The 25,637-nt window shown below is 35.7% G+C and carries 19 protein-coding genes and 1 riboswitch; of the genes, 7 read left to right on the top strand and 12 right to left on the bottom strand.

Annotated elements, in window-relative coordinates; all coding sequences use genetic code 11:
- Positions 1-62: 62 nt before the first annotated feature.
- From OZP06_RS02435 to OZP06_RS02400, 8 genes are all read right to left on the bottom strand, one after another.
- Positions 63-1,160: a DUF5074 domain-containing protein gene (locus OZP06_RS02435; RefSeq protein WP_269223533.1), complete on the bottom strand. Its 1,098-nt coding sequence runs from the start codon at positions 1,158-1,160 to the stop codon at positions 63-65.
- Between the two features lie 4 nt (positions 1,161-1,164).
- Positions 1,165-3,012, bottom strand: a complete 1,848-nt coding sequence (locus OZP06_RS02430; RefSeq protein ID WP_269223532.1) for a TonB-dependent receptor — start codon at positions 3,010-3,012, stop codon at positions 1,165-1,167.
- A 30-nt stretch (positions 3,013-3,042) separates the two neighbouring features.
- Positions 3,043-3,291: riboswitch (cobalamin riboswitch) on the bottom strand.
- Positions 3,292-3,743: 452 nt separating this feature from the next.
- Positions 3,744-4,280 carry an alpha-ribazole phosphatase gene (gene cobC / locus OZP06_RS02425; RefSeq protein ID WP_269223531.1) on the bottom strand — a complete coding sequence of 179 codons (537 nt, stop codon included), beginning with the start codon at positions 4,278-4,280 and terminating at the stop codon, positions 3,744-3,746.
- Positions 4,265-5,062: an adenosylcobinamide-GDP ribazoletransferase gene (locus OZP06_RS02420; protein ID WP_281324188.1), complete on the bottom strand. Its 798-nt coding sequence runs from the start codon at positions 5,060-5,062 to the stop codon at positions 4,265-4,267. The genes cobC and OZP06_RS02420 overlap by 16 nt, the downstream gene beginning before the upstream one ends.
- A gap of 6 nt (positions 5,063-5,068) precedes the next feature.
- Positions 5,069-6,787: a nicotinate-nucleotide--dimethylbenzimidazole phosphoribosyltransferase gene (gene cobT, locus OZP06_RS02415; RefSeq protein ID WP_281324187.1), complete on the bottom strand. Its 1,719-nt coding sequence runs from the start codon at positions 6,785-6,787 to the stop codon at positions 5,069-5,071.
- Positions 6,788-6,926: 139 nt separating this feature from the next.
- The gene (gene cobU, locus OZP06_RS02410) at positions 6,927-7,436 is read right to left on the bottom strand and encodes a bifunctional adenosylcobinamide kinase/adenosylcobinamide-phosphate guanylyltransferase (protein ID WP_269223528.1); all 510 of its coding nucleotides are present in this window, start codon (positions 7,434-7,436) and stop codon (positions 6,927-6,929) included.
- Positions 7,433-8,446 carry a virulence RhuM family protein gene (locus OZP06_RS02405; protein ID WP_281324186.1) on the bottom strand — a complete coding sequence of 338 codons (1,014 nt, stop codon included), beginning with the start codon at positions 8,444-8,446 and terminating at the stop codon, positions 7,433-7,435. The genes cobU and OZP06_RS02405 overlap by 4 nt, the downstream gene beginning before the upstream one ends.
- A gap of 15 nt (positions 8,447-8,461) precedes the next feature.
- Positions 8,462-8,824 (bottom strand): DUF5522 domain-containing protein, encoded by a 363-nt coding sequence (locus OZP06_RS02400; RefSeq protein ID WP_269223527.1) that lies wholly within the window; start codon positions 8,822-8,824, stop codon positions 8,462-8,464.
- Between the two features lie 96 nt (positions 8,825-8,920).
- On the opposite strand from OZP06_RS02400, the gene OZP06_RS02395 reads away from it, so the two are divergent.
- The 4 genes from OZP06_RS02395 to OZP06_RS02380 all read left to right on the top strand — a co-directional run bounded on the left by OZP06_RS02395 (position 8,921) and on the right by OZP06_RS02380 (position 12,718).
- Entirely contained in the window at positions 8,921-10,063 is a 1,143-nt protein-coding gene (locus OZP06_RS02395) for an ABC transporter substrate-binding protein (protein ID WP_269223526.1), read from the top strand.
- 7 nt (positions 10,064-10,070) lie between these two features.
- Positions 10,071-11,099 (top strand): iron ABC transporter permease, encoded by a 1,029-nt coding sequence (locus OZP06_RS02390; protein WP_269223525.1) that lies wholly within the window; start codon positions 10,071-10,073, stop codon positions 11,097-11,099.
- A gap of 198 nt (positions 11,100-11,297) precedes the next feature.
- On the top strand, positions 11,298-11,708 hold the full coding sequence (locus tag OZP06_RS02385; protein ID WP_269223524.1) for a GxxExxY protein: 411 nt from the start codon (positions 11,298-11,300) through the stop codon (positions 11,706-11,708).
- A 230-nt stretch (positions 11,709-11,938) separates the two neighbouring features.
- Positions 11,939-12,718, top strand: coding sequence for an ABC transporter ATP-binding protein (locus OZP06_RS02380; protein WP_281324185.1), 780 nt, complete (start codon positions 11,939-11,941; stop codon positions 12,716-12,718).
- Positions 12,719-12,931: 213 nt separating this feature from the next.
- On the opposite strand, the gene OZP06_RS02375 is transcribed toward OZP06_RS02380, so the two are convergent.
- Together OZP06_RS02375 and OZP06_RS02370 are read right to left on the bottom strand one after the other, a co-directional pair.
- A complete protein-coding gene (locus tag OZP06_RS02375; protein WP_269223523.1) occupies positions 12,932-13,396 on the bottom strand; it encodes a tRNA (cytidine(34)-2'-O)-methyltransferase in 465 nt (154 codons plus the stop codon).
- A gap of 107 nt (positions 13,397-13,503) precedes the next feature.
- Positions 13,504-14,088, bottom strand: a complete 585-nt coding sequence (locus tag OZP06_RS02370) for a pseudouridine synthase (protein WP_281324184.1) — start codon at positions 14,086-14,088, stop codon at positions 13,504-13,506.
- Positions 14,089-14,338: 250 nt separating this feature from the next.
- Here OZP06_RS02370 and OZP06_RS02365 point away from each other — a divergent pair, with 250 nt between their 5' ends.
- The 3 genes from OZP06_RS02365 to OZP06_RS02355 all read left to right on the top strand — a co-directional run bounded on the left by OZP06_RS02365 (position 14,339) and on the right by OZP06_RS02355 (position 23,522).
- On the top strand, positions 14,339-14,992 hold the full coding sequence (locus OZP06_RS02365) for a tail fiber protein (protein WP_269223521.1): 654 nt from the start codon (positions 14,339-14,341) through the stop codon (positions 14,990-14,992).
- A 70-nt stretch (positions 14,993-15,062) separates the two neighbouring features.
- Complete coding sequence (locus OZP06_RS02360) at positions 15,063-19,049, top strand: T9SS type A sorting domain-containing protein (protein WP_269223520.1); 3,987 nt, start codon at positions 15,063-15,065, stop codon at positions 19,047-19,049.
- 294 nt (positions 19,050-19,343) lie between these two features.
- Positions 19,344-23,522, top strand: coding sequence for an MBG domain-containing protein (locus OZP06_RS02355; protein ID WP_269223519.1), 4,179 nt, complete (start codon positions 19,344-19,346; stop codon positions 23,520-23,522).
- A 175-nt stretch (positions 23,523-23,697) separates the two neighbouring features.
- Here the strand turns inward: OZP06_RS02355 and OZP06_RS02350 are convergent, their stop codons facing one another.
- Positions 23,698-24,651, bottom strand: a complete 954-nt coding sequence (locus tag OZP06_RS02350; RefSeq protein WP_281324183.1) for a transketolase C-terminal domain-containing protein — start codon at positions 24,649-24,651, stop codon at positions 23,698-23,700.
- Between the two features lie 87 nt (positions 24,652-24,738).
- Positions 24,739-25,587, bottom strand: a complete 849-nt coding sequence (locus tag OZP06_RS02345; protein ID WP_269223518.1) for a transketolase — start codon at positions 25,585-25,587, stop codon at positions 24,739-24,741.
- Positions 25,588-25,637: the final 50 nt, after the last annotated feature.

The raw sequence follows: 25,637 nt of genomic DNA, 5'->3' as shown, positions 1-25,637 counted from the left end.
TAACTCAAAAAAGGCTTTCATCACTGAAAGCCTCTTTTTTTTTCAAAACTAAAACCTAAAAACTAGTCATTAAAATAAAAACCCGCTGGAATAACTCCAACTGTCAATGTTTTTTCTAATGTACCAATTGATGGTGCTGTTAACGCATAAACATATACTTTTCCATTATGTGTATAATCGCCTGCGTCACCCACATAAATATGGTTTCCATGAACTGCAAAACTATACACACCATAAACTCCTTGTGCTGTAGTACTAAATGCTGAAGTTGTTGGCAATGCAGTTGCTGAAGTACTCATTTTATAAATATCCGAATCGATAGTATAATACACATCGCTTCCATTCAATGCCAAATTCGATACATGTTTTGTAGCATCCGAATAGGTAATTGTACTTGCAACCTTATTGGTAGACAAATTCACTTTCACAATTTGACCCGCAGTTTCTACCAAAGGAGCCTTAACATAACTTGGATTACCAGAGCAAGCAACCCATAAAGTGCCATCTTTTACCTCCATACTTTCTGGGACATCGCCTACAGTAATAGTGTTAGAAACAGCATTTGTAGTTGCATCTATAACCGAAATTTTATTACCATAACTAAATCCTCCTTTATGAGCAACATATAATTTTCCTGAATTCGAAAGAATCTTCTCAGGCCCCTCTATAACAGGAATAGAACTAGCTACTTTATTTGTTGTTAAATCGATTACAACCACAAAATCATCGGTAGCAACGCTTCCGTCACCCCAATTGGTAACATATCCTTTGCCATTTGCAAAAGCAATATATCTTGGATTCTTCAATCCTGAATTAATGCTTCCAACACTTTTTAAAGTATAACGATTTACAATTTCTATTTTATTGCTTCCGTTCAAAACGATATAGGCCAACTCATTGTTAAAACCAACATCTTGTCCTGTATCTCCTAAAGTTATAGTAGGATTTACTACCGAAAAAATATCATTCTGCGCAATTGAAAAATCAGAAGAAACATAAGAAACTGAAGCATCGTTATTCAGGAATAATCCTTGATTTAAAATCAAAAGGCCATTATCATAACTTCCTAAAGGAATATCTTGTTTTGTGTCATCATCGGTACATGATGCAAAAAATATGGAAAAGATTAGCGTTGTTAAAACTAGTTTACTGAATTTCATTTTATTAAAATTTAAAGGTTAGGTTGATTATAAAATTTCTTCCTGGCATATAATGCTGAGAAATACTTTGGTAATTTTGATTAAAAAGGTTCAAAGCCTGAAAACCGATTTTGCAGGTATTTTTAGTTCCCAAATCGTAATAGACTCCCAAATTGGAAACCCAATATTCTTTGACTAAATGGTATTTTTGAGAAGGTGTTGTAACCGCTCCATTAAATAGAAACTGATAGGTTGCTGCTATTTTTTTGTACGAATAAGAAACATTCGAATTGAATTTATGATACGGAACATAAATCAGCTGTTCTCCTGTTGCTACATTTTTGGAAACGGTGTAGGCGTAACTGGCATTTAATGCAATATTATTTTTTCCATAAGAACTAGACCACCCAAAATTCGTTTCAGAACCATAACTATTGACACGATCTATATTTTCAGGCGACCAATTACTGCCATCCATAGGCGCCCAACGAATCAAGTCGCTTATTTTTATAAAATAAACTGTTTCGGACAAGGTGAATTTTTTATACGTAAAAACATTCCCAACCTCAGCTTGATAAGAACTCTCCGGTTTCAAATTGGGATTACCACCTGTTTCCCAATACAAATCATTGAAAGTTGGAATTCTAAAGTTTCTCGATAGATTGATTTTTAGATTATAAAAAGAATTGAACTTATAAGAGGAACCCAATGAAAATAAGAATGGACTATCATAATCTGAGCTTACTTCTTTCCTAAAGCCCAATTCATTTTGCCATTTTTCATTATACTTCTGAACCGCTTTTATAGCAATTGCCCCAATCTGTCTGGTGTTATCACCAAAACTAGTGCCAAAACCCTTGGTACGATTGTAATCTATAATTCCGTTCAGCTTTATGGATTCCGTCACTTTGTAACCCAAATCCATTTTTGCGATAAATGATTCCGATTTTCCAAAACTAAAATCATCGCTGTCGATATTCTCAAAATATTGATATTGTTCCGTGAGATAAGCCACTTTATAATTACTGCTGAAACGATCTTTGGTGGTTGAATATTCCAAAAGATTTCGACTAAAAGTGTTGACGTATTTTGTTTTCGAATCGGATTCTGAAATTAAAGAAAGATTTCGATCTGTGTTTGAACTCTGGCTATAAAAGGTAATAACCGAATTGGGATTAATTTTGTATCCTACATTGGCAAACAAATTGGTCGTAGCATATTGCCCATTTTCGTTTTTTCGTTGAATGCCATCCCAAGTATATTGGTTGATGTAGGGATAATCATTATCCGAGCTGTTTCTGGAAAATCCAACTTGAGTACTCCATTTTTTGTTGGAAAGCGTAATTTTATAATTGACACTAATGGTGTTGAAGCTACCATAGTCCAATCGCAAATCATTTTCGAATTTATTTTTAAAAACCAGATCATTGTTCAAATGAACGGTCCCGCCAATGGCACCGCTTCCATAACTCACACTTCCTCCACCGGCTTTGATACTTATCGAATTGAAATCGGGAGCAGTGAATGTGTTGAAATCGGCACTACCATTGAGTTGCGAATTGACATTTATTCCGTTCCAAATCACGGCTGTTTGCGAGGCTGTCGTTCCTCTAAAAGAAACGGTAGACAACATTCCGCGCCCGTATTCCTTGAAATACAACACACTGTTATAGTTTAGTAAACTGGAAAGAGAAGATTGATTTTTGTTAATAACCGAATCATTCAGCACTTGAATTGATTGGGATTTATTGTTTGAATACAATGTGCGGTCGGAAACTATAACTTCTTTTAAATTGGTTATAGAGTCATTTTGTGCCGAAATGAATTGGCACACTAACACGAAAAGGCTAAGTAATAGTTTTCTTAAAGTCATAATTTCTGAACCTTTTTTCCCGAAAGTTCGATATTAGTTAAGAAAAAAGGCAGGTCTCCTGGCTTGCGTCTTGTTGTTCACCTTCCCATTTTAGGTTACAAGTAAGAAGAATGAAGTATTTAACTTCTAACTTCTAATTTCTAACTTCGAAACAGTGGTTTGTAGATAACAACAAGCTTGATAGCTTACAGTTGCGGGAACAGCTTAGGTTTTAAACCTAATTCCCTTTTAATGTGTTTTCTCAAAAAGTAAAACACAACCTTAATTCGGGTGCAAATATAAAGTTAAAAAAATCAAAAAATCAAATTTAAATTAAAATCGATGTTTTTTAACATTCAAAATACTCTTAAACAATGAGTTACAAAATGGAGTTTAACTGTCAATTTTTGAAGCAAAGGCAAAGGGCATTTTTAGGAAGAATGGTTCCCGCTATACCCTATATCTTTTATGCTGAACCCCAGCATAAAAGGATATCGTTTCTATCGGGGCTAAAATAAAAATTTGGCATTTTTGTTATTATTTATGGTTCTACCCTCAATTGTGTGGATTTTATCAAAAAAAACTTCTACTAAAATAAAGTATTGAAAATAAAATAAACCATTAAGAAATTAAGATTCATTAAGGTTACAGGCTTAATGAATCTTAATTTCTTAATGGTTTAGAATTTTAAATTTAATCTTAAATTTAAAAACCCCCACAATTCTTGGTAGAAACTTATTTACAAATGGATTTTAGATTTTTATTTTAATTACCACCCCATAATCCAATTGTGTTTTAAAAGCTTCTTGCAAAGGAAGATTATTTATTTTGCACAAAATACTTCGGATAACTCCAGAATGTGCCACAATGATTAGCGGTTTGGTATGCATTTTTTCAGTTTCAGCATCCAAAAACTCTCGAACTCTATTGTCCAAATCTATAAACGATTCACCATTAGGAACTGTAACAGAAACAAAATCTTCCATCCAAGGGTCTAAAACTTCACGAGGAATGTCGTTCCAACTTTTTAATTCCCAATCCCCAAAATTCATTTCCATCAGTCTTGAATCTTGAATAACGGAATCGATTTGAGTATTTTCTTTGATGTGATTTGCTAAAAGGGCACAGCGTTGCAATGGGCTGGAATACAAAATAGCCTCTTGTGGTAATTGGTTCAGAATGGATTCAAAAACAACATCATAAGGCTCCCGAATTCCGACATCACTCTGACCATAACAGATTCCTTTTTCACAAACCGTTTCGGTATGACGAACTAAATAAACTTCCATATCGCTATAATTGACAGATAAAAAATAACTTCACATACTTGTTGCGTTGCTCCTAAGCAATCTCCCGTATAACCGTCAATCCATTTTTGAAAATAACGGGCAAGAAAAAACCGAGCAAGAAAAACGGGCACTAATACCAATAGCAATTGCCATTGAAAAAAAGACAAAATTACCAAAGGCAGCAATCCAAAAAAAGAGGCTCCTACTACTTCTTTCCAAGTGAAATTCTGAGCAATTGGCTTGCTTTTGCTCGATGCATCTTCTCTTGAATAGTGATGGGTGAATACTATAGAAATAGCAGCCAAGCGACTGATGGAATGAGCGGAGACAAAAAGTAAAAGATTGCAGATTGTAGATTGTAGATTAACGATTTCAGATGTTTGGATCAGGCTATAAAGAGCTTTAAATTTTAACAAAAATAGTAAAACCAGACCGATAGCCCCATAAGCACCAATTGCACTGTCTTTCATTATCAAAAGGATTTTCTCTTTGGTCCAACCGCCTCCAAAACCATCACAGACATCGGCAAAACCATCTTCGTGAAAAGCTCCTGTGGTTAGAATTCCTGCTATCATCGATAGTATCAAAGCAATTTCAACAGAAAACACAAATGATGCCAGATAGTAAATTCCAAAGCAAATTCCGCCAACGATCCAACCAATTAAAGGAAAATAGCGGGATGCTTTGTTTAAATAATCGGGATTGTGGTCGATGTTTTTGGGACATGGAATTCGGGTGTAAAACATCAAAGCGGTAAAAAATATATGTAACTGTTTCTTCATATTTATTTATTTTTTGCTGATACCAGCAGATTCAAAACTCGCCATTTCATTCAAAAATGTCACTGCTGATTGAATAATCGGAAACGCAACCGCACAACCTGTACCTTCTCCTAATCGCAAATCGAGCTGCAACAACGCACGAACATCCAAATAATCTAATATTTTTTGATGTCCTTGCTCTGCAGAGGAATGACAGAATATCGCATTTTCTTTTACCGATGGATTCATTTTATAAGCTATTAAAAAAGCAATTGAACAAATAAAACCGTCCACCAAAATGAGCATATTGTTTTCTTTGGCTTGTAGCATTCCGCCTACCATTTGCATAATTTCAAATCCGCCAAAGTAGGCTAACTTGCTTTGTAAATCATTTGAACCATTATAATTTTCCAGTGCTTTTTTGAGGATGTTTTGTTTCTGAAGTAGCTTTTCGTCAACAACTCCGGTTCCTTTACCCACACAATCTTCTATAGGGATTTCCAAAAGTACAGACATCAACACCGAAGCTGTAGACGTATTTCCAATTCCCATTTCGCCAAAACCAATGCAATTGCAACCTGTTTCAAAAATAGAATTTACAATTATTGCCCCTTTTGAAAAACACAAATCCAACTCGGTTTGACTCATTGCTGGACTTTGCAAAAATGACTGTGTTCCCTTCGCTATTTTCGCCGATACCAAATTGGCATTTGTTGGAAAATCATAATTTACTCCTGCGTCTACAATGGTTAACGCAATAGTATTCTGCTTACAAAACACATTGATCCCTGCTCCACCTTCCAGAAAATTAGTTACCATTTGTCGGGTCACATCCTGAGGATAAGCACTCACGCCATGATTGGCAATTCCGTGATCGGCAGCAAAAACGATTATATTGGGATTTGTTATTTGGGGTTCCAATGTTTGAAAAACTGTTCCAATTTGTTTTGCCAGACTTTCTAAAACTCCCAGAGAACCCGTTGGTTTGGTTTTGTTGTCTATTTTTTGTTGAAGAAGCCCCCTAACCCAGCCCCCCGACCCCCGAAGGGGGAGCACTGAGGAAACTTGGAGAATTTGTGAATTTAAAATTTGAGGTGAAATATTAGAATTTAGAGTAATATTACTTTCATTTAAAACCTTAATTTCTTCTATAAAAGGATTTTCTTGCTTTTGTTTCCAATTCAGTTGTTGCAACATGGGTTGGTTGTCGTAATTGGTAGCGGGTTTACCAATACAAAAATACCCCAGAGGTTCTATATTTTCTGGTAATCCCAAAAGCTGTTTGAATTGATAATAGTTTAGAATCGAAACCCAACCCATAGAATAGCCTTGTTCTGTCAATGAAAGCCAAATGTTTTGAGCGGCACAAACGGCACTAAATTTTATCGCTTCATTACTGCCGACAGTTCCAATAGTGAAATTATTCAAAACCGAACGGTCGTAACAAATCACCAATCCGAGTGGTGCTTCCTCAATCGCTTCCAATTTTAAAGATTTGTATTGTGCTTTTTGCCCTTCATCATCTGTTAAGTTTGCTGCCTTTATATCATAATCTAAAAATAAATCTTTTATCGCTTTTTTAATTTCCGCCGATTTGATCAGGTAATATTTGGTAGCATCCGTCAAACCCACAGAGGGTGCGAAATGTCCCGCTTGTAGTGCTTTTTGAATCACTTGATCTGGCACTTCGTCTGGAGTAAAATGACGGGTGTCGCGACGGGATTTTATGATTTCATCTAATGTCATTGTTGTATTCTGTGTTTGCGTTAGGGATAAAAGCGGCATCTCCCGATCTAGAAAAACAAGGCTTTTTTGCCGTAGTTTTTGTTAATCGGGAATATAGCGGATAGCCCGACCCTTGTGGTAACGCCCAAATTTATAAAATCTAACCTTTTATTTTTACTGGAATTCCGGACACCATTAACACAACAGTTTCGGCTTTTTGAGCAATGTATTGATTCATCCAACCTTGAAGTTCTGTAAATTTTCTGCCAATGTGTGTTTCGGCGTGAATACCCATTCCAATTTCGTTGGTTACAATAATAATCGTAGCATTTTCTTGTTGTGCAATGGCATCCAATTCGGCTTTGGCTTGTTCCAAACTTAAAGCAACATCATTTTTGGTGTCCACAAAAAAGTTGGTCAACCAAAGCGTCACGCAATCCACAATAGCGACTTTTCCGGAGAAATCAATTTCACTCAAATGCTTTTCCTTTTCTATGTTGACCCAACGTTCATCACGATCTTTTTGATGACGGTCAATGCGTTTCTGGAAATCTTCATCCCACTTTCTGGCTGTGGCCACGTACATTGGTTTTTCAGATAATTCTTTGGCTAAATTTTCGGCATAACTACTCTTTCCGGAGCGTTCTCCACCTGTAATTAGGTATATCATTTTTGTTTCCCTTTCTTTTGTGTTTTCAATGTGTTTTCAATATGTTTTATAAAATCATTTTCTATAGGAGACAATTCATTTTTTGTTAACTCTTTATATTTATCATATTCGGATTTGGCTTTATCCAATGCATCCTGATGACTTACTTTTCCGGAATGTTGTAGTATTTCCTGCCCTGTCATTTTCAAAAAATCATCCAAACGACCAATCCAATCCTTCATATACATTGGTTTTTGATTTAACGCCTGTAATTCTGCTAACTCCAGATAAGCCGTTACTGTTCTGTTCAAGATATTCAATTCTTGCTCGCTGAGGTAATTTTTAGCGATTTCTACCTCTTGAAAAGTTGGTTTTTCTCCTTTAAAATGAGTTAATCCTAGATTAGGCAATCTGGAATCAATCCTACTATAAATAACTTCGGCAGCAGTTTGTCCATGAGCAGCCCAATGCATTTTATTTTGTATCGTCTTGAAAAAAAGTTTTGATTCATCTGTATTTGCATTATAATCAATACTAGTTGCATAAATATCTAACACTTTTCTCCAAAACACTTTTTCAGAAGAACGAATGTCACGAATTCGAGCTAATAATTCATCAAAATAATTACCTCCACCAGCTTGCTTGAGTAATTCGTCATTCATTGTAAAACCTTTTACAATGTATTCTCGCAAACGTTGAGTCGCCCAAATACGAAATTGAGTTCCTCTATTCGACTTTACACGATAACCCACCGAAATGATTACGTCTAAATTGTAAAATTCTATATCTCTTTCAACTTGTCTGTTTCCTTCAATTTGAACTGTTCGGAAATTCCGAACAGTTGAATTAAAATCTAATTCACCTTCGCCAAAAACGTTTTTTATATGTTCGCTAATCGTGGATTTAGACTTTTGAAAAAGTTCAGATAGTTGCGCTTGAGTAAGCCAAACTGTTTCCTCAAGAAGACGCGTTTCAATCTTGGTAACTCCATCTTCAGTTTGGTAAATCAGTATATTGGATTGGTTTTCCATAGTGTTAGTTTTGTATTAATACGGACAATGCGTGCAATCGCTTTTGCAACAATATCCGCGTTTGAGATGAAACCAAGGTTTAAAAACATAGTTTCCGTCCTCAAAATAATAATCAATTCCTTCAATAATATTGGCGGTTTCGGGTAATAACGAAGCTTTATTTCCTATGGCGGTTTCTGGAGTTATTGTAGCCACAAATTCGTCTATTTTGTTTGAACAAGCCTTGGTAAAACAACTTGGGCAAAGACAATCTGCACTCTCCAAAGGGGCGAAAAGCGCAGGGAAATTATTGCACCAACATTTCTCTCCTTCCAATGTATCACCACAATTAAAAGGCATTTTACAAGCAGAACAATATTTCTCTTTTACAATATTCATTTGGTAAAGATAACGTTTGTCTTATTTTTTACTGTAAAAATTAAACAAGAAATTTATAAATTAATATACCTTTGCCGTTATTGTAAAAAATATATTATGCGATTTTCATTCTACAAAGTTCTTTTAGTCTGCATTCTCTTTTCTTTTATTGGATGCCAAAAAAATCAAAAAAAGGACACTCTAAATGATACCACTGCTTTAAATAGCATTCAATTTGCTAAAAATTTAGCCATCTATAAACAGGAAGGTTATACAGTAGTAACCGTAAAAAATCCTTGGCCGGATGCTGTTAAAAATTTTACTTATATTCTAAAAGAAAAAAACGGAATCGTTCCAGACAGCCTAAAAAAATATACTCAAATTCAAGTTCCATTGCAATCTATTGTTGTGACTTCGACCACCAATATTCCTTTTTTGGAAATGTTGGGCGTAGAAAAATCACTGATTGGATTTCCTCATACCGACTATGTTTCATCCGAAAAAACGAGAGCCTTAATCGATGCCGGTTCCGTTAAAAATGTAGGTCAAAACGAAAAACTCAATATCGAACAGCTTATTGAACTAGCGCCAGACCTCATCGTGACTTTTGGAATTGACAACAACAATCCCACTCTTGAGAATTTACAAAAAAGCGGTTTAAATGTACTCATCCAAGCGGATTGGATGGAGCAATCTCCACTTGGAAAAGCGGAATGGCTGAAATTGTACGGAGCATTATTTGGCAAAGAAAAAGAAGCAGATATTTTATTCGAGAATATTGTAAAAGAATACAACAACGCTCTCGCTTTGGTTGCCACCAAAAAACCAACATCGACTGTTTTGTATGGTTCAATGTACCAAGACCAATGGTTTGTAGCCAGAGGCAATAGCTGGGTCGCTCAATTTATGAGAGATGCCAAAGCCAATTATCTTTGGGCATCACTTGAAGGCACAGGGAGTCTTGGATTGTCTTTTGAAAATATATTAGATAAAGGAAAAACAGCTAATTTCTGGATTGCGACAGGTTCCTTCAAATCATTATCTGAATTGGAAAAAGCAAACCCACATTACAGTCAGTTTGATGCTTTTACAAACAAAACTATTTATACTTTTGAAGGAAAATTGGGAGCTACTGGGGGAACCGTTTTTTATGAATTATCACCATCCAGACCTGATTTGGTATTGAAAGATTACATCAAAATTTTTCATCCTGAATTGCTTCCCGATTATAATTTTACTTTTGCTCAAAAACTGAATTAAATACAAATTGAATAATCCAAAACGAAATACGATCTTATTCTCATTGCTTTTTTTAGGGCTCATTTTCCTGTTTTTTATCAATATCAGTTTGGGCTCAATTACTATTCCTTTCAAGGAAATTTACACGAGTTTGACAGGTGGTCAAGCCAGTAAATCGACTTGGGAATACATCATTATCAACTACCGTTTACCCAAAGCGATAACGGCAGTTTTGGTTGGAATGGGGTTGTCGATTAGCGGGCTTTTAATGCAAACTTTATTCCGAAATCCACTTGCTGGACCTTATGTTTTGGGACTCAGCTCAGGAGCGAGTTTGGGGGTAGCTTTTGTAATATTAGGAGCCAGTGTATTGCCTTCTTTTTTGAGTGTTATTTTATTGTCTCCCTACGGAATCGTTTTGGCATCTACGCTTGGCAGCACCACGGTTTTGTTATTGGTGTTATTGGTTTCGCAACAACTACGCGACACTATGGCTATTTTGATTGTTGGGCTGATGTTTGGCAGTTTTACCAGTGCCATTGTGGGCGTTCTTACCTATTTCAGTTCGGCGGAACAATTGCAGAAATTTACTTTTTGGTCAATGGGCAATTTGGGTAATTTGTCTTGGTCATCCATTCTTATTTTAACCATTTGCGTCCTGTTGGGATTATTCCTCAGCTTGCTCAGCATCAAACCTTTGAACGCACTACTCCTTGGTGAAAATTACGCCAAAAGTATGGGGTTGAATTTCAATAAAGCAAGACTTATTATCATCTTGGCAACGAGTATTTTGGCAGGAAGTATAACGGCTTATGCGGGGCCTATCGCTTTTATTGGATTAGCAGTTCCTCATATCGCCAAATTGGTTTTTCAAACGAGTAATCATACTATTTTATTCTGGAGTACTTTGCTATTTGGAGCGGCAATTATGTTGGTATGCGATGTGGTTTCTCAAATGCCTGGAATGGAAATGACCTTGCCAATCAATGCTATTACCTCGATATTAGGTGCTCCGGTGGTGATTTGGTTGTTGGTTCGAAAGAGGAGTTTTAAGTGATTATACTATTTTTAAACACATAGAGACATAGAATTTATAGTCGCTCGTTAGAGTTAATATAGTCGTTTTACTTTTCACATAGATGGATACTCCAAAAAAAGATTATCCCTTTTTATGATTTAGTATTTTACGGTCAAAGAGTTAGAAAAAATAATTTTCAATACAATCAACATATATTTAAAACAAAAACAGAATTAAATGATTACTCAAAAATATTTAGATGAATTAACATATGAAATAATTGGTTCTGCTATTGAAGTGCAAAAAATTATTGGTAAAGGATTACTTGAAAGCGTATATCATCAATGTATGATAGAAGAACTATCCCAGAGGAAAATAAATTTTCACACAGAGATGAATGTACCAATACTTTATAAAACTAAAGAGCTAACAACTAATTTTAGATGTGATTTATTCATTGAAAATTGTATAGTCGTAGAATTAAAATCTGTATTAGAAATGAATTCTATATTTGAAGCGCAACTTCTTACCTATATGCAACTTTTAAAGGCCCCTAAAGGAATAATCATAAATTTTAACTGTTATAATATTTTCAAAGAAGGACAAAAAACATTTGTAAATGATTTTTTTAAGCTTCTTCCAAAATAATAAATCTCTAGGTCCTTATGTGCTTATTTTTTTGTCTTTTAAATTAATTTATTTAAACACATAGAAATACAGAATTATACTACTGTAAATTAGATAATTAAAGAACAAATTTTTATACACATAGCACTATGAAAACTATCTTGAGCGAAGCGTCTTTCATTTTCTATATTAAATCTATGTTCCTATGTGTTTAATTCACTTTTCAATAAGTAAATAATTCATAATAAAGTATGACAACCAACATCCTAATAACACAAAATTTAAGTATTGGCTATTCCTCCAAAAAAGGAACTACAATCATTGCCGAAAACCTCAACTTGAACTTACAAGCAGGGAAACTGATTGCTTTGATTGGGGCAAATGGTATTGGAAAATCAACTTTATTACGAACTATTACCGGAATTCAAAAACCTTTGCAGGGAACTGTTTTGTTGAACGATAAAAAAATAAGCAGTTACGAACCTTTGGCACTAGCCCAAAACTTAAGTATGGTTTTGACTGAAAAATTGCCTCCGAGTAATTTAACCGTTTTTGAATTGGTAGCGCTGGGACGTCAACCATACACCAATTGGATTGGAACTTTATCGGATGCAGACATTCAAATTGTTCAAGAGGCAATTGAGTTGACGCAAATTGGTCACTTGTCCCAAAAAAAACATTACGAAATCAGTGACGGACAGTTGCAAAAGGTTTTGATTGCAAGAGCATTGGCACAAGACACTCCTTTAATTATTTTGGATGAACCTACTACTCATTTGGATTTATTACACAAAGTTTCGTTGCTTAAACTCTTAAAAAAACTGACTCACGAAACCGGAAAATGCATTTTATTTTCGACTCACGATATTGATATGGCCATACAATTGAGTGACGAAATGATTATTATGACTCCAGAGACGGTTGTTCAAGACGAACCTTGTAACTTAATTAGCAAAGGGAGTTTTAATACTTTATTCAAAGACGAACATATTGTTTTTGACAGTGAAAAAGGGAAGTTTGTTATTACCTAAAAATCCCCTAACCCCGGAGGGAAACTAATATCCTTGAAAAAAAAATAACCGCAAAGGGCGCAAAGATTTACGCAAGGGTCGCAAAAGCAACAAAATAACTTTATGTTTCTTTGTGGTAAAAAAATTAACCGCAAAGGGTGCATAGGTTTACGAAAGGAACACAAAGTATACTAGCTTATAAAAACTGAAACACTAACAACTGCAAACTGCCGACTAAAATTTAGCAACTGAAATCTGTCTCTTTGCTTCTCCAACCACAAAAGCAACCGAATTGGCAATATTAAAACTCCTGATTAATGGAGACATTGGGATTGTTAATTGATTATTAGAGTCGAACAAATCCAAAACAGCATCGCTCAATCCGACACTTTCTTTACCAAAAACCAACCAATCTCCGTCTTGGAATTGATTTTCCAAATACGATCTTTCGGCATGGGAACTCATCAGGAAAACTCTCGATTGGTCAGGGATTTGCGATATCCATTCGGCTACATTTAGATATTCTGTAACGTCAAGGTGTACCCAATAATCCAATCCGGAACGCTTTAGATTTTTATCATTTATCACAAATCCAAAAGGGTGAATTAAGTGCAAACGGCTTTCGGTGCCTACACACAAGCGACCAATATTTCCAGTATTATTAGGGATTTCGGGTTCTACGAGAACGATATTTAGCATAAAATAAGGTTAGAGGTTAGAAATTAGAGGTTAGAAATTAGAGGTTGGAAATTAGAGGTTAGAAATTAGAGGTTAGAAATTAGAGGTTGGAAGTTAGAGGTTGGAAGTTAGAGGTTGGAAGTGGCAGTTGGAAAAAAAGCATCAACTTCTTTGACTTCACCAGCTTGCAAATCATTCAAATATATATTTCCTATTCGTACACGTATTAATCGTAAGGTAGGGAAACCAACTGCTGCTGTCATTTTTCGCACTTGTCGAAACTTACCTTCATTGACCGTTATAGAAGCCCAAGAAGTGGGTCCGTGGCGTTCGTCCCTTATCTTTTTGCCCCTTACTCCAAAATTAGGAATTTCATTTACTATAAAAGCCTCGCAATGTTTGGTTGTGTATTTTGTACCATTAAAACCAATTTCTACACCATTTTTCAATTTTTCTATAGCTTCTTGAGTTATAATCCCATCGACTTGTACGTAATATTCTTTATCGACTTTTTTGCTTCGAATGATTTCACTCATTTTGCCATCGGTTGTCAACAATAGCAAACCTTCAGAATCTTCGTCTAAGCGACCTATTGCCATCGTTCCTGCAGGAAAATCATAGAGTTCTCCTAAAAGGCGTTTTTTTCTTTTTAACTCATAAATGAATTGGCTTAAAAATCCGTAGGGCTTATTAAGTAGAAAATGATGGTGCATATTTTTTTGTTTTTCAAAAGCAAATATAGTTGGTTATTAAGTTTTAAAAAAAAGATACCATTTAATAAAAACCTTCATTATGACATATTTTTCTTATTTCGTAACATCAAATGGCTTCATTGTAACATTTTAATTATAGTTCAATTATTCTTCAACTAACTTTGGTATAGGCAATTAAGGTGATGATAACTTGATTTACAGCCCTCTATATCTATTAAATAAAATATTAACCTATAAAAATAAAAAAATCATGGATGACGAATTAATAGGAGCTATTAAACTTTTTGCAGGCAATTTTGCACCTGTAGGCTATTTTACCTGTGAGGGGCAAACTTTAGCGGTCAATCAATACACCGCTTTATTTGCTATTCTGGGAACTACTTATGGTGGAAATGGAACAAACACATTCAAACTTCCCGACTTGCGAGGAGCATTTCCAACACAATGTACAAATATCTCTGGTTCGCATCCAGGAGGCACCTATACATTAGGACAAGTTGGAGGCTTACAAGCAACCCCAATTACAGCTGCGAATATGCCTCCTCATACGCATACAATAGTAAAAGGATCAGGATCGAACCTAACAGGTACAGTGTCAGTAAACACGGTACTACAAGCTAGCACAGGTGCGGGAGCTAATTCGACTCCTTCAGCAACCAATAATGTTTTGGGAAAAACAGTTGATACCAGTGGCGCTGGAGACCCTAATCTTTACACCAATGCCGCACCAAATCAAAATTTAATAGGAGTTACTTCAACGGTAAACAATACTTTGAATTTTGACCCAACAGGTTTGCAACTTACACCCTGGGGAACTGGACCAGCACCGTTGCCAACAGTGCCTCCTTTTGTTGCAATGCAATATATAATTTGTTGGCAGGGAATTTTTCCTTCAAGACCTTAATTAATAAATAAAAATGGACTATTGCAAAGTAGTCCATTTTTATTTTTATAACTTTGATAATAAATGTATTATGAAAATAAAATTACTATTAATCGGTTGTTTTTTTAGTCTAATATTTACTTTAAATGCTCAAACTACGTTATCACCTGGTGACATTGCTATTATTGGTTACAATAGAGGTGCAGTAGCGCCACAAGAGATGGCTATTGTTTCTCTAGTTAATATAGCTTCGGGAACTATTATCCGTATAACAGACTACGGTTATGATGAGGTTACAAGCACATTTGGTACCACTTCAACGGGTTTTGACTCAGAGGGTTCCATCGCTTGGACCACTACTTCTGCAATTCCAGCTGGAACAGTTATTAGATTTACCATCGCAGGAAACCCCGACGGAATACCAACTGTTACGGGCCTTACAGGTACAATAAGCATTACTGGATTTACAAGTTCGCTTGTGAATAATGTTATTCCCGTAAGTGGAAGTGGCGACAACTGGTTCGTTTATCAGGGTAGTAATCCTAAGTCTGTTAGTAGTTTCGTTTTTGGCTGGACTAATCCTTTTCCCTCAACCCATTTTGGTATTACTCAAAAAATAGGTGAATTTTTAGTTTCAGGATCGGGAACGCCCAGCAATACTAATTCTTATTTACCTCCTTCACTTACACTTGGAACAAACGCCATTGCTTTAAATATTAGTAATACTTTGGTAGTTGGTGGTCTCCATGGCGACAACAATATCTACACAGGTATAAAATCAGGTACAAAAGCAGCATTACTAAATGCAATTTGTGATAAAGCTAATTGGGATAGCAATGAGACTACAACTTATGACATCGGTCCAGGGGGAGCAAACTTCTCTGGAATTAATCCAATATTCACTGTAACAGATGCCAATAGTGCTCCAACCGATTTAGTACTTTCGGCTTCGTCCATTAACGAAAATGTGGCTTCCAATTCAACTGTCGGAACTTTGTCTGCTACAGATGCCGATGCCGCCAACACCTTTACGTACACGCTTGTTGCAGGTACAGGAAGCACGGACAACGCATCATTTAATATCAGCGGTTCGAATTTGAGAATTACTGCTAGTCCTGATTTTGAAACTAAATCTTCGTATTCGGTTCGAATAAGAACCACTGACCAAGGGGCATTGTTCTTTGAAAAAGCATTTACCATCACCATCAATAATGTTAATGAAACGCCAACAGATCTAGCACTTTCGGCTTCGTCCATTAACGAAAATGTGGCTTCCAATTCAACTGTCGGAACTTTGTCTGCTACAGATGTCGATGCTGCCAACACCTTTACGTACACGCTTGTTGCAGGTACAGGTAGCACGGACAATGCTTCTTTCAATATCAGCGGTGGAAACTTACAAATAACCTCTAGTCCTGATTTTGAAACTAAATCTTCGTATTCGGTTCGAATAAGAACCACTGATCAAGGGGCATTGTTCTTTGAAAAAGCATTTACTATCACCATCAATAATGTTAATGAAACGCCAACAGATCTAGCACTTTCGGCTTCGTCCATTAACGAAAATGTGGCTTCCAATTCAACTGTCGGAACTTTGTCTGCTACAGATGTCGATGCTGCCAACACCTTTACGTACACGCTTGTTGCAGGTACTGGAAGCACGGACAACGCTTCTTTCAATATCAGCGGTGGAAACTTACAAATCACCTCTAGCCCTGATTTTGAAACTAAATCTTCGTATTCGGTTCGAATAAGAACCACTGATCAAGGGGCATTGTTCTTTGAAAAAGCATTTACCATCACCATCAATAATGTTAATGAAACGCCAACAGATCTAGCACTTTCGGCTTCGTCCATTAACGAAAATGTGTCTTCCAATTCAACTGTCGGAACTTTGTCTGCTACAGATGCCGATGCCGCCAACACCTTTACTTACACGCTTGTTGCAGGTACAGGAAGTACGGACAACGCTTCTTTCAATATCAGCGGTGGAAACTTACAAATCACCTCTAGTCCTGATTTTGAAACTAAATCTTCGTATTCGGTTCGAATAAGAACCACTGATCAAGGGGCATTGTTCTTTGAAAAAGCATTTACCATCACCATCAATGACTTGAATGAAACGCCAACAGACATAGCACTTTCTGCTTCTGCGATTAATGAAAATGTGTCTTCCAATTCAATTGTGGGAACTTTGTCTGCTACAGATGTCGATGCCGCCAACACCTTTACGTACACGCTTGTTGCAGGTACTGGAAGCACGGACAACGCATCATTTAATATCAGCGGTTCGAATTTGAGAATTACTGCTAGTCCTGATTTTGAAACTAAATCTTCGTATTCGGTTCGAATAAGAACCACTGATCAAGGGTCATTGTTCTTTGAAAAAGCATTTACCATCACCATCAATAATGTTAATGAAACGCCAACAGACATAGCACTTTCGGCTTCGTCCATTAACGAAAATGTGGCTTCCAATTCAACTGTCGGAACTTTGTCTGCTACAGATGTCGATGCTGCCAACACCTTTACGTACACGCTTGTTGCAGGTACTGGAAGCACGGACAACGCTTCTTTCAATATCAGCGGTGGAAACTTACAAATCACCTCTAGCCCTGATTTTGAAACTAAATCTTCGTATTCGGTTCGAATAAGAACGACCGATCAAGGGGCATTATTCTTTGAAAAAGCATTTACCATCACCATCAATAATGTTAATGAAACGCCAACAGACATAGCACTTTCGGCTTCGTCCATTAACGAAAATGTGGCTTCCAATTCAACTGTCGGAACTTTGTCTGCTACAGATGTCGATGCCGCCAACACCTTTAATTACACGCTTGTTGCCGGTACAGGTAGCACGGACAATGCTTCTTTCAATATCAGCGGTGGAAACTTACGAATCACTTCCAGTCCTGATTTTGAAACCAAATCTTCTTATTCGGTTCGAATAAGAACGACCGATCAAGGGGCATTATTCTTTGAAAAAGCATTTACCATCACCATCAATGATGTTAATGAATCACCAACAGACATAGCACTTTCGGCTTCGTCCATTAACGAAAATGTGGCGGGTAATTCAACTGTCGGAACTTTGTCTGCTACAGATGCCGATGCCGCCAACACCTTTACGTACACGCTTGTTGCAGGTACAGGAAGCACGGACAACGCATCATTTAATATCAGCGGTTCGAATTTGAGAATTACTGCTAGTCCTGATTTTGAAACCAAATCTTCGTATTCGGTTCGTGTGAGTACTTCGGATGGAAGTTTAACTTTCGAAAAACAATTCACTATTACTATTAATGATGTAAATGAAACACCAACCGATATAGTGCTTTCGGCTTCTTCGATTAATGAAAATGTAATTGCCAATTCCACTGAGGGAACATTGTCTTCTATCGATCCTGATTCGGGAAGTTCATATACTTATTCCTTAGTAGCGGGAGCGGGTGATACCGATAATGTTTCGTTTTCTATTTCTGGAAATGATTTAACTATCAATTCGAGTCCTGATTTTGAATCCAAATCTTCGTATTCTGTTCTAATTCGCACAACAGATCAAGGCGGGCTGTTTTTTGAAAAAGCATTTACTATTGCTATTAATGATTTGTGTGATTTAGACAATACTGTAACACAGGTATCTGGAACTCTAACTGCAACTCAAACTGGTGCAAATTATCAATGGTATAAATGTTCTGATAATTCACCTATTGGAACTAATAGCAATACTTTTGCACCAACCCAAACTGGTGATTACAAAGTAGAAATAACAATTGGAGCTTGTATGGTAACATCAAACTGTATATCGGTAACAACTTTAGGAATTGAGAACTTTCAAACTAATTCTGGTATATTGATTTATCCAAATCCAAGTCAAGGAATTATCAATATAAAATCTATTTCAAACAGTGATTTTCAAGTTGTAAATATGTTAGGGCAAGTTCTAAAGACATTCAAAACGGAAGCGAATGTAACAACGACTATAGATTTACAAAACTTAAGTGAGAATATTTACTTCATTAAAGAAAATAATGATTCTAAAAATAAAACACACAAAATTTTAATAAAAAAATAGTTTGAAGAACTATCAAAAGATAGCTGTTCGGAAATTGATTTTCGGACAGCTTTTTTTGTAATTTATGTCAATTTAAACCTTGATATTCCCTGCTTTCAAAATATTTAAAAAAATGTGTGCAAAAAGTATATAATTCTTAAATTAAAAAACAACAACTCATTTCGCTAAAAAAAAATAGAAAGTGAAATTTTAAAAAAATATATAAAAAACTTACTATAACTTTTTGATTTCATAATATCCAGTTAATGTAAGCGGATGTAAATTTGTTTTCTAAAAACTCAATTTTTTAAACAAATGAAACACATCTACCCCAATCGTTTTTTAATGGCTTTTTTAATGCTATTTTGTTGCTTTTCTTTTTCACTTTTAGCACAAACACAACCAACACCACAAACTTTACCCTACACACAGGACTTTAGTACACTAGCAGCCAATGCAATTGCTTACCCATTAGGTTTTCAAGGATGGACAACAAGTATCGCCCCAGGTTCTTCCTATAATACCAATGCAACTATAGTGGCAGACAGAAGCTTAACCGCGAGTAGCACCGCAGCTACCAATAGTGGTAATGTTCATAATTATGATGGAAAAATAGGCTTTCAAAACTCTTCTTCTCTAGATTTAACTATAGGTCTTGCTTTAGAAACTACTGGAAAAACAGGAATAACTGTGCAATATGATGCTATGGTAATCCGTAATATGTATGATGGCACATCCAATACCCGCATATCAGAAATGGCTTTGCAATATAGAGTAGGTACAACTGCCGCTTTTACAACTCTTGCATCAACCGCCTATTTGAGCAATACCACCAAACAAATCACTGCAGTTACAACACCCGTGAATCCTCAAACTATAAAAGTTACATTACCTGTTGAATGCGAAAATCAAAGTATTGTTCAAATCAGGTGGATTTCTAAGCAAAATTCAGGATCAGGTGGTCGTCCTTCTTTTGCCATTGATAATATTAGTGTACAAAATGACATTATCGCTCCTATAAACATAACGGGCTTTCCAAAAATAGATAATGTACTTTCTAATGGATTTGACTTTTCAACTCAAATAAACGAAATAGGAAAAACATATTATGTTCTTTTGGCAGGAGGAAGTGCTAAACCAAGTGTTGCACAAATTAAAGCTGGTTTGGATGCTAACGGAAACTCCGCATTGCAAGCTGATGTGATTAACATTACTGATGCATCTTTAGTTTATACAAAAAATATTACTGGCCTTAATCTAAATACAAACTATACCCTTTACTCCATTGCTGAAGATACTTATGGAAATAGTCAAGCAGATAGCAATCAACTTGATGTTAGGACTGCCAATGTACTGGTTCCTTCAATAAACACAACAATCAGCTCCTTGGAATTAGGTTTTTCTGAGCAAAATTTTGATTCAAATACCCTAAGTTATCAAATACAAGCATCTAATCTTTCAAGTGGTGTAACTCTTACTTCAGCTGGAAATTTCACCATTTCGAAAGACGCAAATGCTAATTTTCAAACCTCATTAACTTTTGCTACAACAGATTTTGATGCTAATAATACACCAAGTGTTTATGTGCGTTTTACTCCCAACACAACTGGCAGTTTCACAGGACAAATAACGCACCAATCAACAGGAGCCTCGGATAAAATAGTTTCTTTGTCAGGTATTGGTATCTATCCTTATGTTCAAGATTTTAATGATGTAAATGTTTTATCAAACAGTGGCTGGACAGCTTACAGTGTAGCTGGAAATAATATTAAATGGACAAGTACTAGCAGCCGTTTTAACAGTTCACCAGCAGCAATCCAAATAAATGGTTATACCGAAGTTGGAGCCAGTAAGGATTGGTTAATCTCACCTAAATTGCGTTTAGATACCTTTTCTAAATTCCCAATTGTGTCATTTTACTCCCGTAAATTTTATGCTGGTTCTACTTTAAAATTAATGGTTTCTGTAGATTATGATGGAATAAGTAGCCCAGAAACTGCTACCTGGACACCACTAGAAGGAGATTTTCCAACCACAACAGGTGTTTTTAAACAATCCAATTACATTAATCTGGAAGGGTATAAAACAAACCATACCTATTTGGCTTGGGTTTATGAAACAATTACAAATGATTCAAATAATGCTGCAGAATGGACCATTGACGATATTAGCATTACCAATGAAACTACTTTTTTAGCTTCAAACCCCAATTTAAATTTTGGTGATACGGCTCCTAACACAACCTCTGTTAGTCAGTCTTTTGTGTTTAAAGCTGGAGGATATGGTGATGTTACAATTACAGCTCCTGCCGATTTTGAACTATCTGCAGACAATCTTACTTTTCAGTCTAATGTATTAGTTTCTGAAGCTGAAGCATTACTTGGCAAAACCATTTATGCTCGATTTACACCTTTGACTAAATCTTTAAGCCTATCGGGTACTTTGACGGTTGCTGCTACAGGGCTGAACCAACAAATAGGATCTTTTTCTGGTTCTTCTTGGCCAAAATCAGAAACTTTTGATATCGTTTCTTATAACCTAGAATTTTTTGGAAGTGATGTTAAAAACACAAGCAACGTTGAATTTGGCCCAACAGACGATGCTTTACAAATTGACAATGTTGCCAAAGTAATGAACAAATTAAATGCAGATGTTTACGTTGTTCAAGAAGTTTCAGACGAACCTTCACTGGATATTTTAATTCAAAAATTGAATATCAATGGTAAAACTTTTGACAAAACAATTTCACCTGCATGGTCGTATTCATTCAGTACACCAGATCCTAATTTTCCTCCACAAAAACTAGTGGTACTTTATAATACCCAAACTACAAAAGTTAAAAAATCAAGAGTGATGTTTACTGAATTATACGATAACATTCGTGCAGGAAACACAACTTTGGCTAATTATCCAGGTGGTAATAGTAGTAGCTTTTTTGCTTCAGGACGTTTGCCTTATATGGTTGAAATTGAAACTAATATAGCTGGAGTTAAGAAGAATATCAACATTATAGACATTCATGCCCGTGCCAACAGCGGAACTGACATCTCAAAATACAATATGAGAAAGTATGATGTCGAGTTCTTAAAAGACAGTTTGGATGTCAATTATCCGAATACCAATTTCATGATTTTAGGAGATTATAATGATGATGTAAAAGCTTCTGTAATTGCTGGAAATCCATCTTCATACCAAAAATTAGTAGAAGATACTGATCGCTATAGTGCATTGACTTTAGATATTAGCAAAGCGGGTTCTTATAGTTTTTTAAGCTCAGGAGGTTTTCTAGATCATATTATTACTTCGAATGAATTAAAAGAGGAGTATGTTCCAAATTCAATAGCCGTTTATGACCCGCGAATTGATATTTCAAACTATGTAAACACTACTTCCGATCACGGTCCAGTAATTGCTCGTTTTGAGTTAAAAAAATCAGAACAAACTATCGTATTTGATGCTTTTTCGCCAAAAACGTACGGTGATCTTCCGATTGAATTAACGTCAAATTCAACTTCCAACTTAGTCGTTTCTTTTAGTAGTTCCGATGAAACTGTAGTAAAAATAATTGACGGAAAGTTAAAAATTATAGGAGCTGGAACGGCTTCAATAACGGCTTCACAAACCGGAAATGACTTTTATTTAGCAGCTCAAAATGTTTCTCAAAGCATTACAATTAATAAAGCTCAGTTGACAATTAAAGCTGATAATAAAACAAAAAAATACAAAGAAGTAAATCCAGAATTGACAGCTTCCTATAATGGTTTTGTATATGAAGATACCGCTCAGTCGTTGACTGCTTTGCCTACAATAAGTACTCTAGCCGATGCTAATACTATTGCAGGTGAATATGCAATCACTATTGCCGATGCTATTTCGATAAACTATAGCATCACTTATGTAAATGGGAAATTGACTGTAGAAAAACTAAATGCTTTCCCAATAGTTAAACAAGCAATTGCAACACAATCGATCATCATTTCTAATCAAAAAGAATTCAATCTACTAGATGTATTTTCGGATGCTGATCTTGATGTATTAGCGTATTCCGTAGACATAGCTGACGGAACTATTGCTGATGTTTCCCTTTCTGGAACAACCTTAACAGTTTTAGCAAAAAAAGCAGGTTCAACGTTGATTACCGTTAGTGCCAATGATGGTTTTGGAGGTATCGTAAGCTCTTCATTTACGGCAAATATCAATTCCAATTTATCGACTATAGATTTTGATTTATCAAAAGGATTTTCAGCAATGGCCTATCCAAATCCTGCAAATGATTTTGTTAATATAGCTGTTAAATCAAATAGCGAAAATAATATTCAATTGAAACTTTACGATATAAACGGTAGATTAATAGGATCGCCTATTGAATTCAAAGGAGATTCGAATGATAACATCGTTAAAATACAAGTTGGTAATTTACAATCGGGCTTTTATTTTTACACTTTAAGTGTTGAAAATAAAGTAGTATTCAAAGACAAACTAATAATTAGATAAATAAAAAAATGTTAAGCCTTAACATGTTTGTCGGTTTTATTATTTTGAAAAGACAAGCAGAATTTTTTCGGTAGATAAAATATGTTTATCGAAAAAATATAGAAACTTAAATTTTTGCAAAAAAAAATCCCATCTCAGTTTATATGAGATGGGATTTTATATTTATAAGCAAAAATTATTTTCTTTTGATCACTCTTTCTACAGCCTCAACAATCGCTTGATTGTTCAATTTGTATTTTTCCATTAATTGTTCTGGAGTTCCAGATTCTCCAAAGCTATCATTAACAGCTACAAATTCTTGTGGAGCTGGTTGGTTTAATGCTAGTACTCTAGAAACACTTTCTCCAAGACCTCCAAGAATGTTATGCTCTTCGGCAGTAACGATACATTTGGTTTTTGCCAATGATTTTAGAATCGCTTCTTCATCTAGTGGTTTAATGGTGTGAATGTTGATTACTTCGGCAGAAATTCCTTTTGCTTCCAATGCTTCAGCGGCAATAAGAGCTTCCCAAACCAAATGTCCAGTAGCAACGATTGTTACATCAGTACCTTCGCTTAAAAGAATTGCTTTTCCAATTACGAATGGTTCATCAGCTGGCATGAAATTTGGCACAACTGGGCGTCCAAAACGTAAGTAAGCTGGACCATGATGATCCGCCAATGCTAAAGTAGCCGCTTTGGTTTGGTTGTAATCGCAAGTGTTGATCACAGTCATTCCAGGCAACATTTTCATTAATCCGATATCTTCCAAGATTTGGTGAGTAGCTCCGTCTTCTCCAAGTGTTAATCCTGCATGAGAAGCACAGATTTTTACATTTTTGTCTGAATAAGCAACAGATTGACGAATTTGATCGTAAACTCTTCCTGTAGAAAAGTTAGCAAAAGTTCCAGTGAATGGAATTTTTCCTCCAATAGTTAATCCAGCTGCAATTCCAATCATGTTTGCTTCTGCAATTCCAATTTGGAAAAAACGCTCTGGGTGATTTTTTTTAAAATCATCAAATTTTAATGATCCAATTAAATCGGCACAAAGAGCCACAACATTTTCATTCTTTTGACCCAATTCGGTCATTCCCGCTCCAAAACCCGAACGAGTATCTTTACTTCCTGTATTTGTATATTTTTTCATGTATTTTAAATTCAAAGATTTAAAAATTTAAAAATTGAAAGATTTTGAAGTCGAATTCAAAATTTACAATTCAAAATTTAAAATTATTTAATAATCTGCTAAAATGGATGTGTTTTGACCCAAAGCATTTTCTAGTTGTGCATCATTAGGCGCTTTTCCGTGCCAAGCATGACTGTACATCATAAAATCTACTCCATTACCCATTTCAGTATGCAATAATACACAAACTGGTTTTCCTTTTCCTGTTCTAGATTTAGCCTCTGTCATTCCAGCAATAATAGCCTCGATGTTGTTTCCTTCTTTTATTTCAAGAACGTCCCAATCAAATGCTTCAAATTTAGCTTTTAGGCTTCCCATACACAAAACTTCATCTGTAGTTCCGTCAATTTGTTTTCCGTTAAGGTCGATAGTCGCAATTACATTATCTACTTTCTTTGCAGAAGCATACATGATGGCTTCCCAGTTTTGACCTTCTTGTAGTTCACCATCACCGTGAAGTGTATAAACGATATGATTGTCACCGTTTAGTTTTTTTGCCTGAGCCGCACCAATTGCTACAGATAATCCTTGACCTAATGATCCAGAAGCAATACGTACTCCAGGTAAACTGTCATGGGTAGTTGGGTGTCCTTGTAATCTAGTGTTGATCAATCGGAAAGTCGCTAATTCCGATACTGGAAAATAGCCGCTTCTTGCCAAAACGCTGTAAAATACAGGCGAAATATGTCCGTTTGAAAGGAAGAAAACATCTTCTCCAATACCGTCCATGTCAAATCCTTCTTTACGATCCATTAGATTTTGGTACAAGGTTACAAGAAATTCTGCACATCCTAGAGAACCTCCTGGGTGACCTGAATTGACAGCATGAACCATTCGAAGAATATCTCTTCTTACTTGGATAGTTAAATCGTTTAATTGTTGTGTGTTAGGCTTCATTTTGTGTGTAAAAGTTAAACTGCTGCAAAAGTAATTTTTATTTTGCTGTA

This window comes from Flavobacterium sp. IMCC34518, assembly GCF_027111095.2.
Taxonomy (GTDB): Bacteria; Bacteroidota; Bacteroidia; order Flavobacteriales; family Flavobacteriaceae; genus Flavobacterium; species Flavobacterium praedii.
Note: the sequence above shows the minus strand (reverse complement) of the source record. Positions and strands in the feature narration are given on the sequence as shown.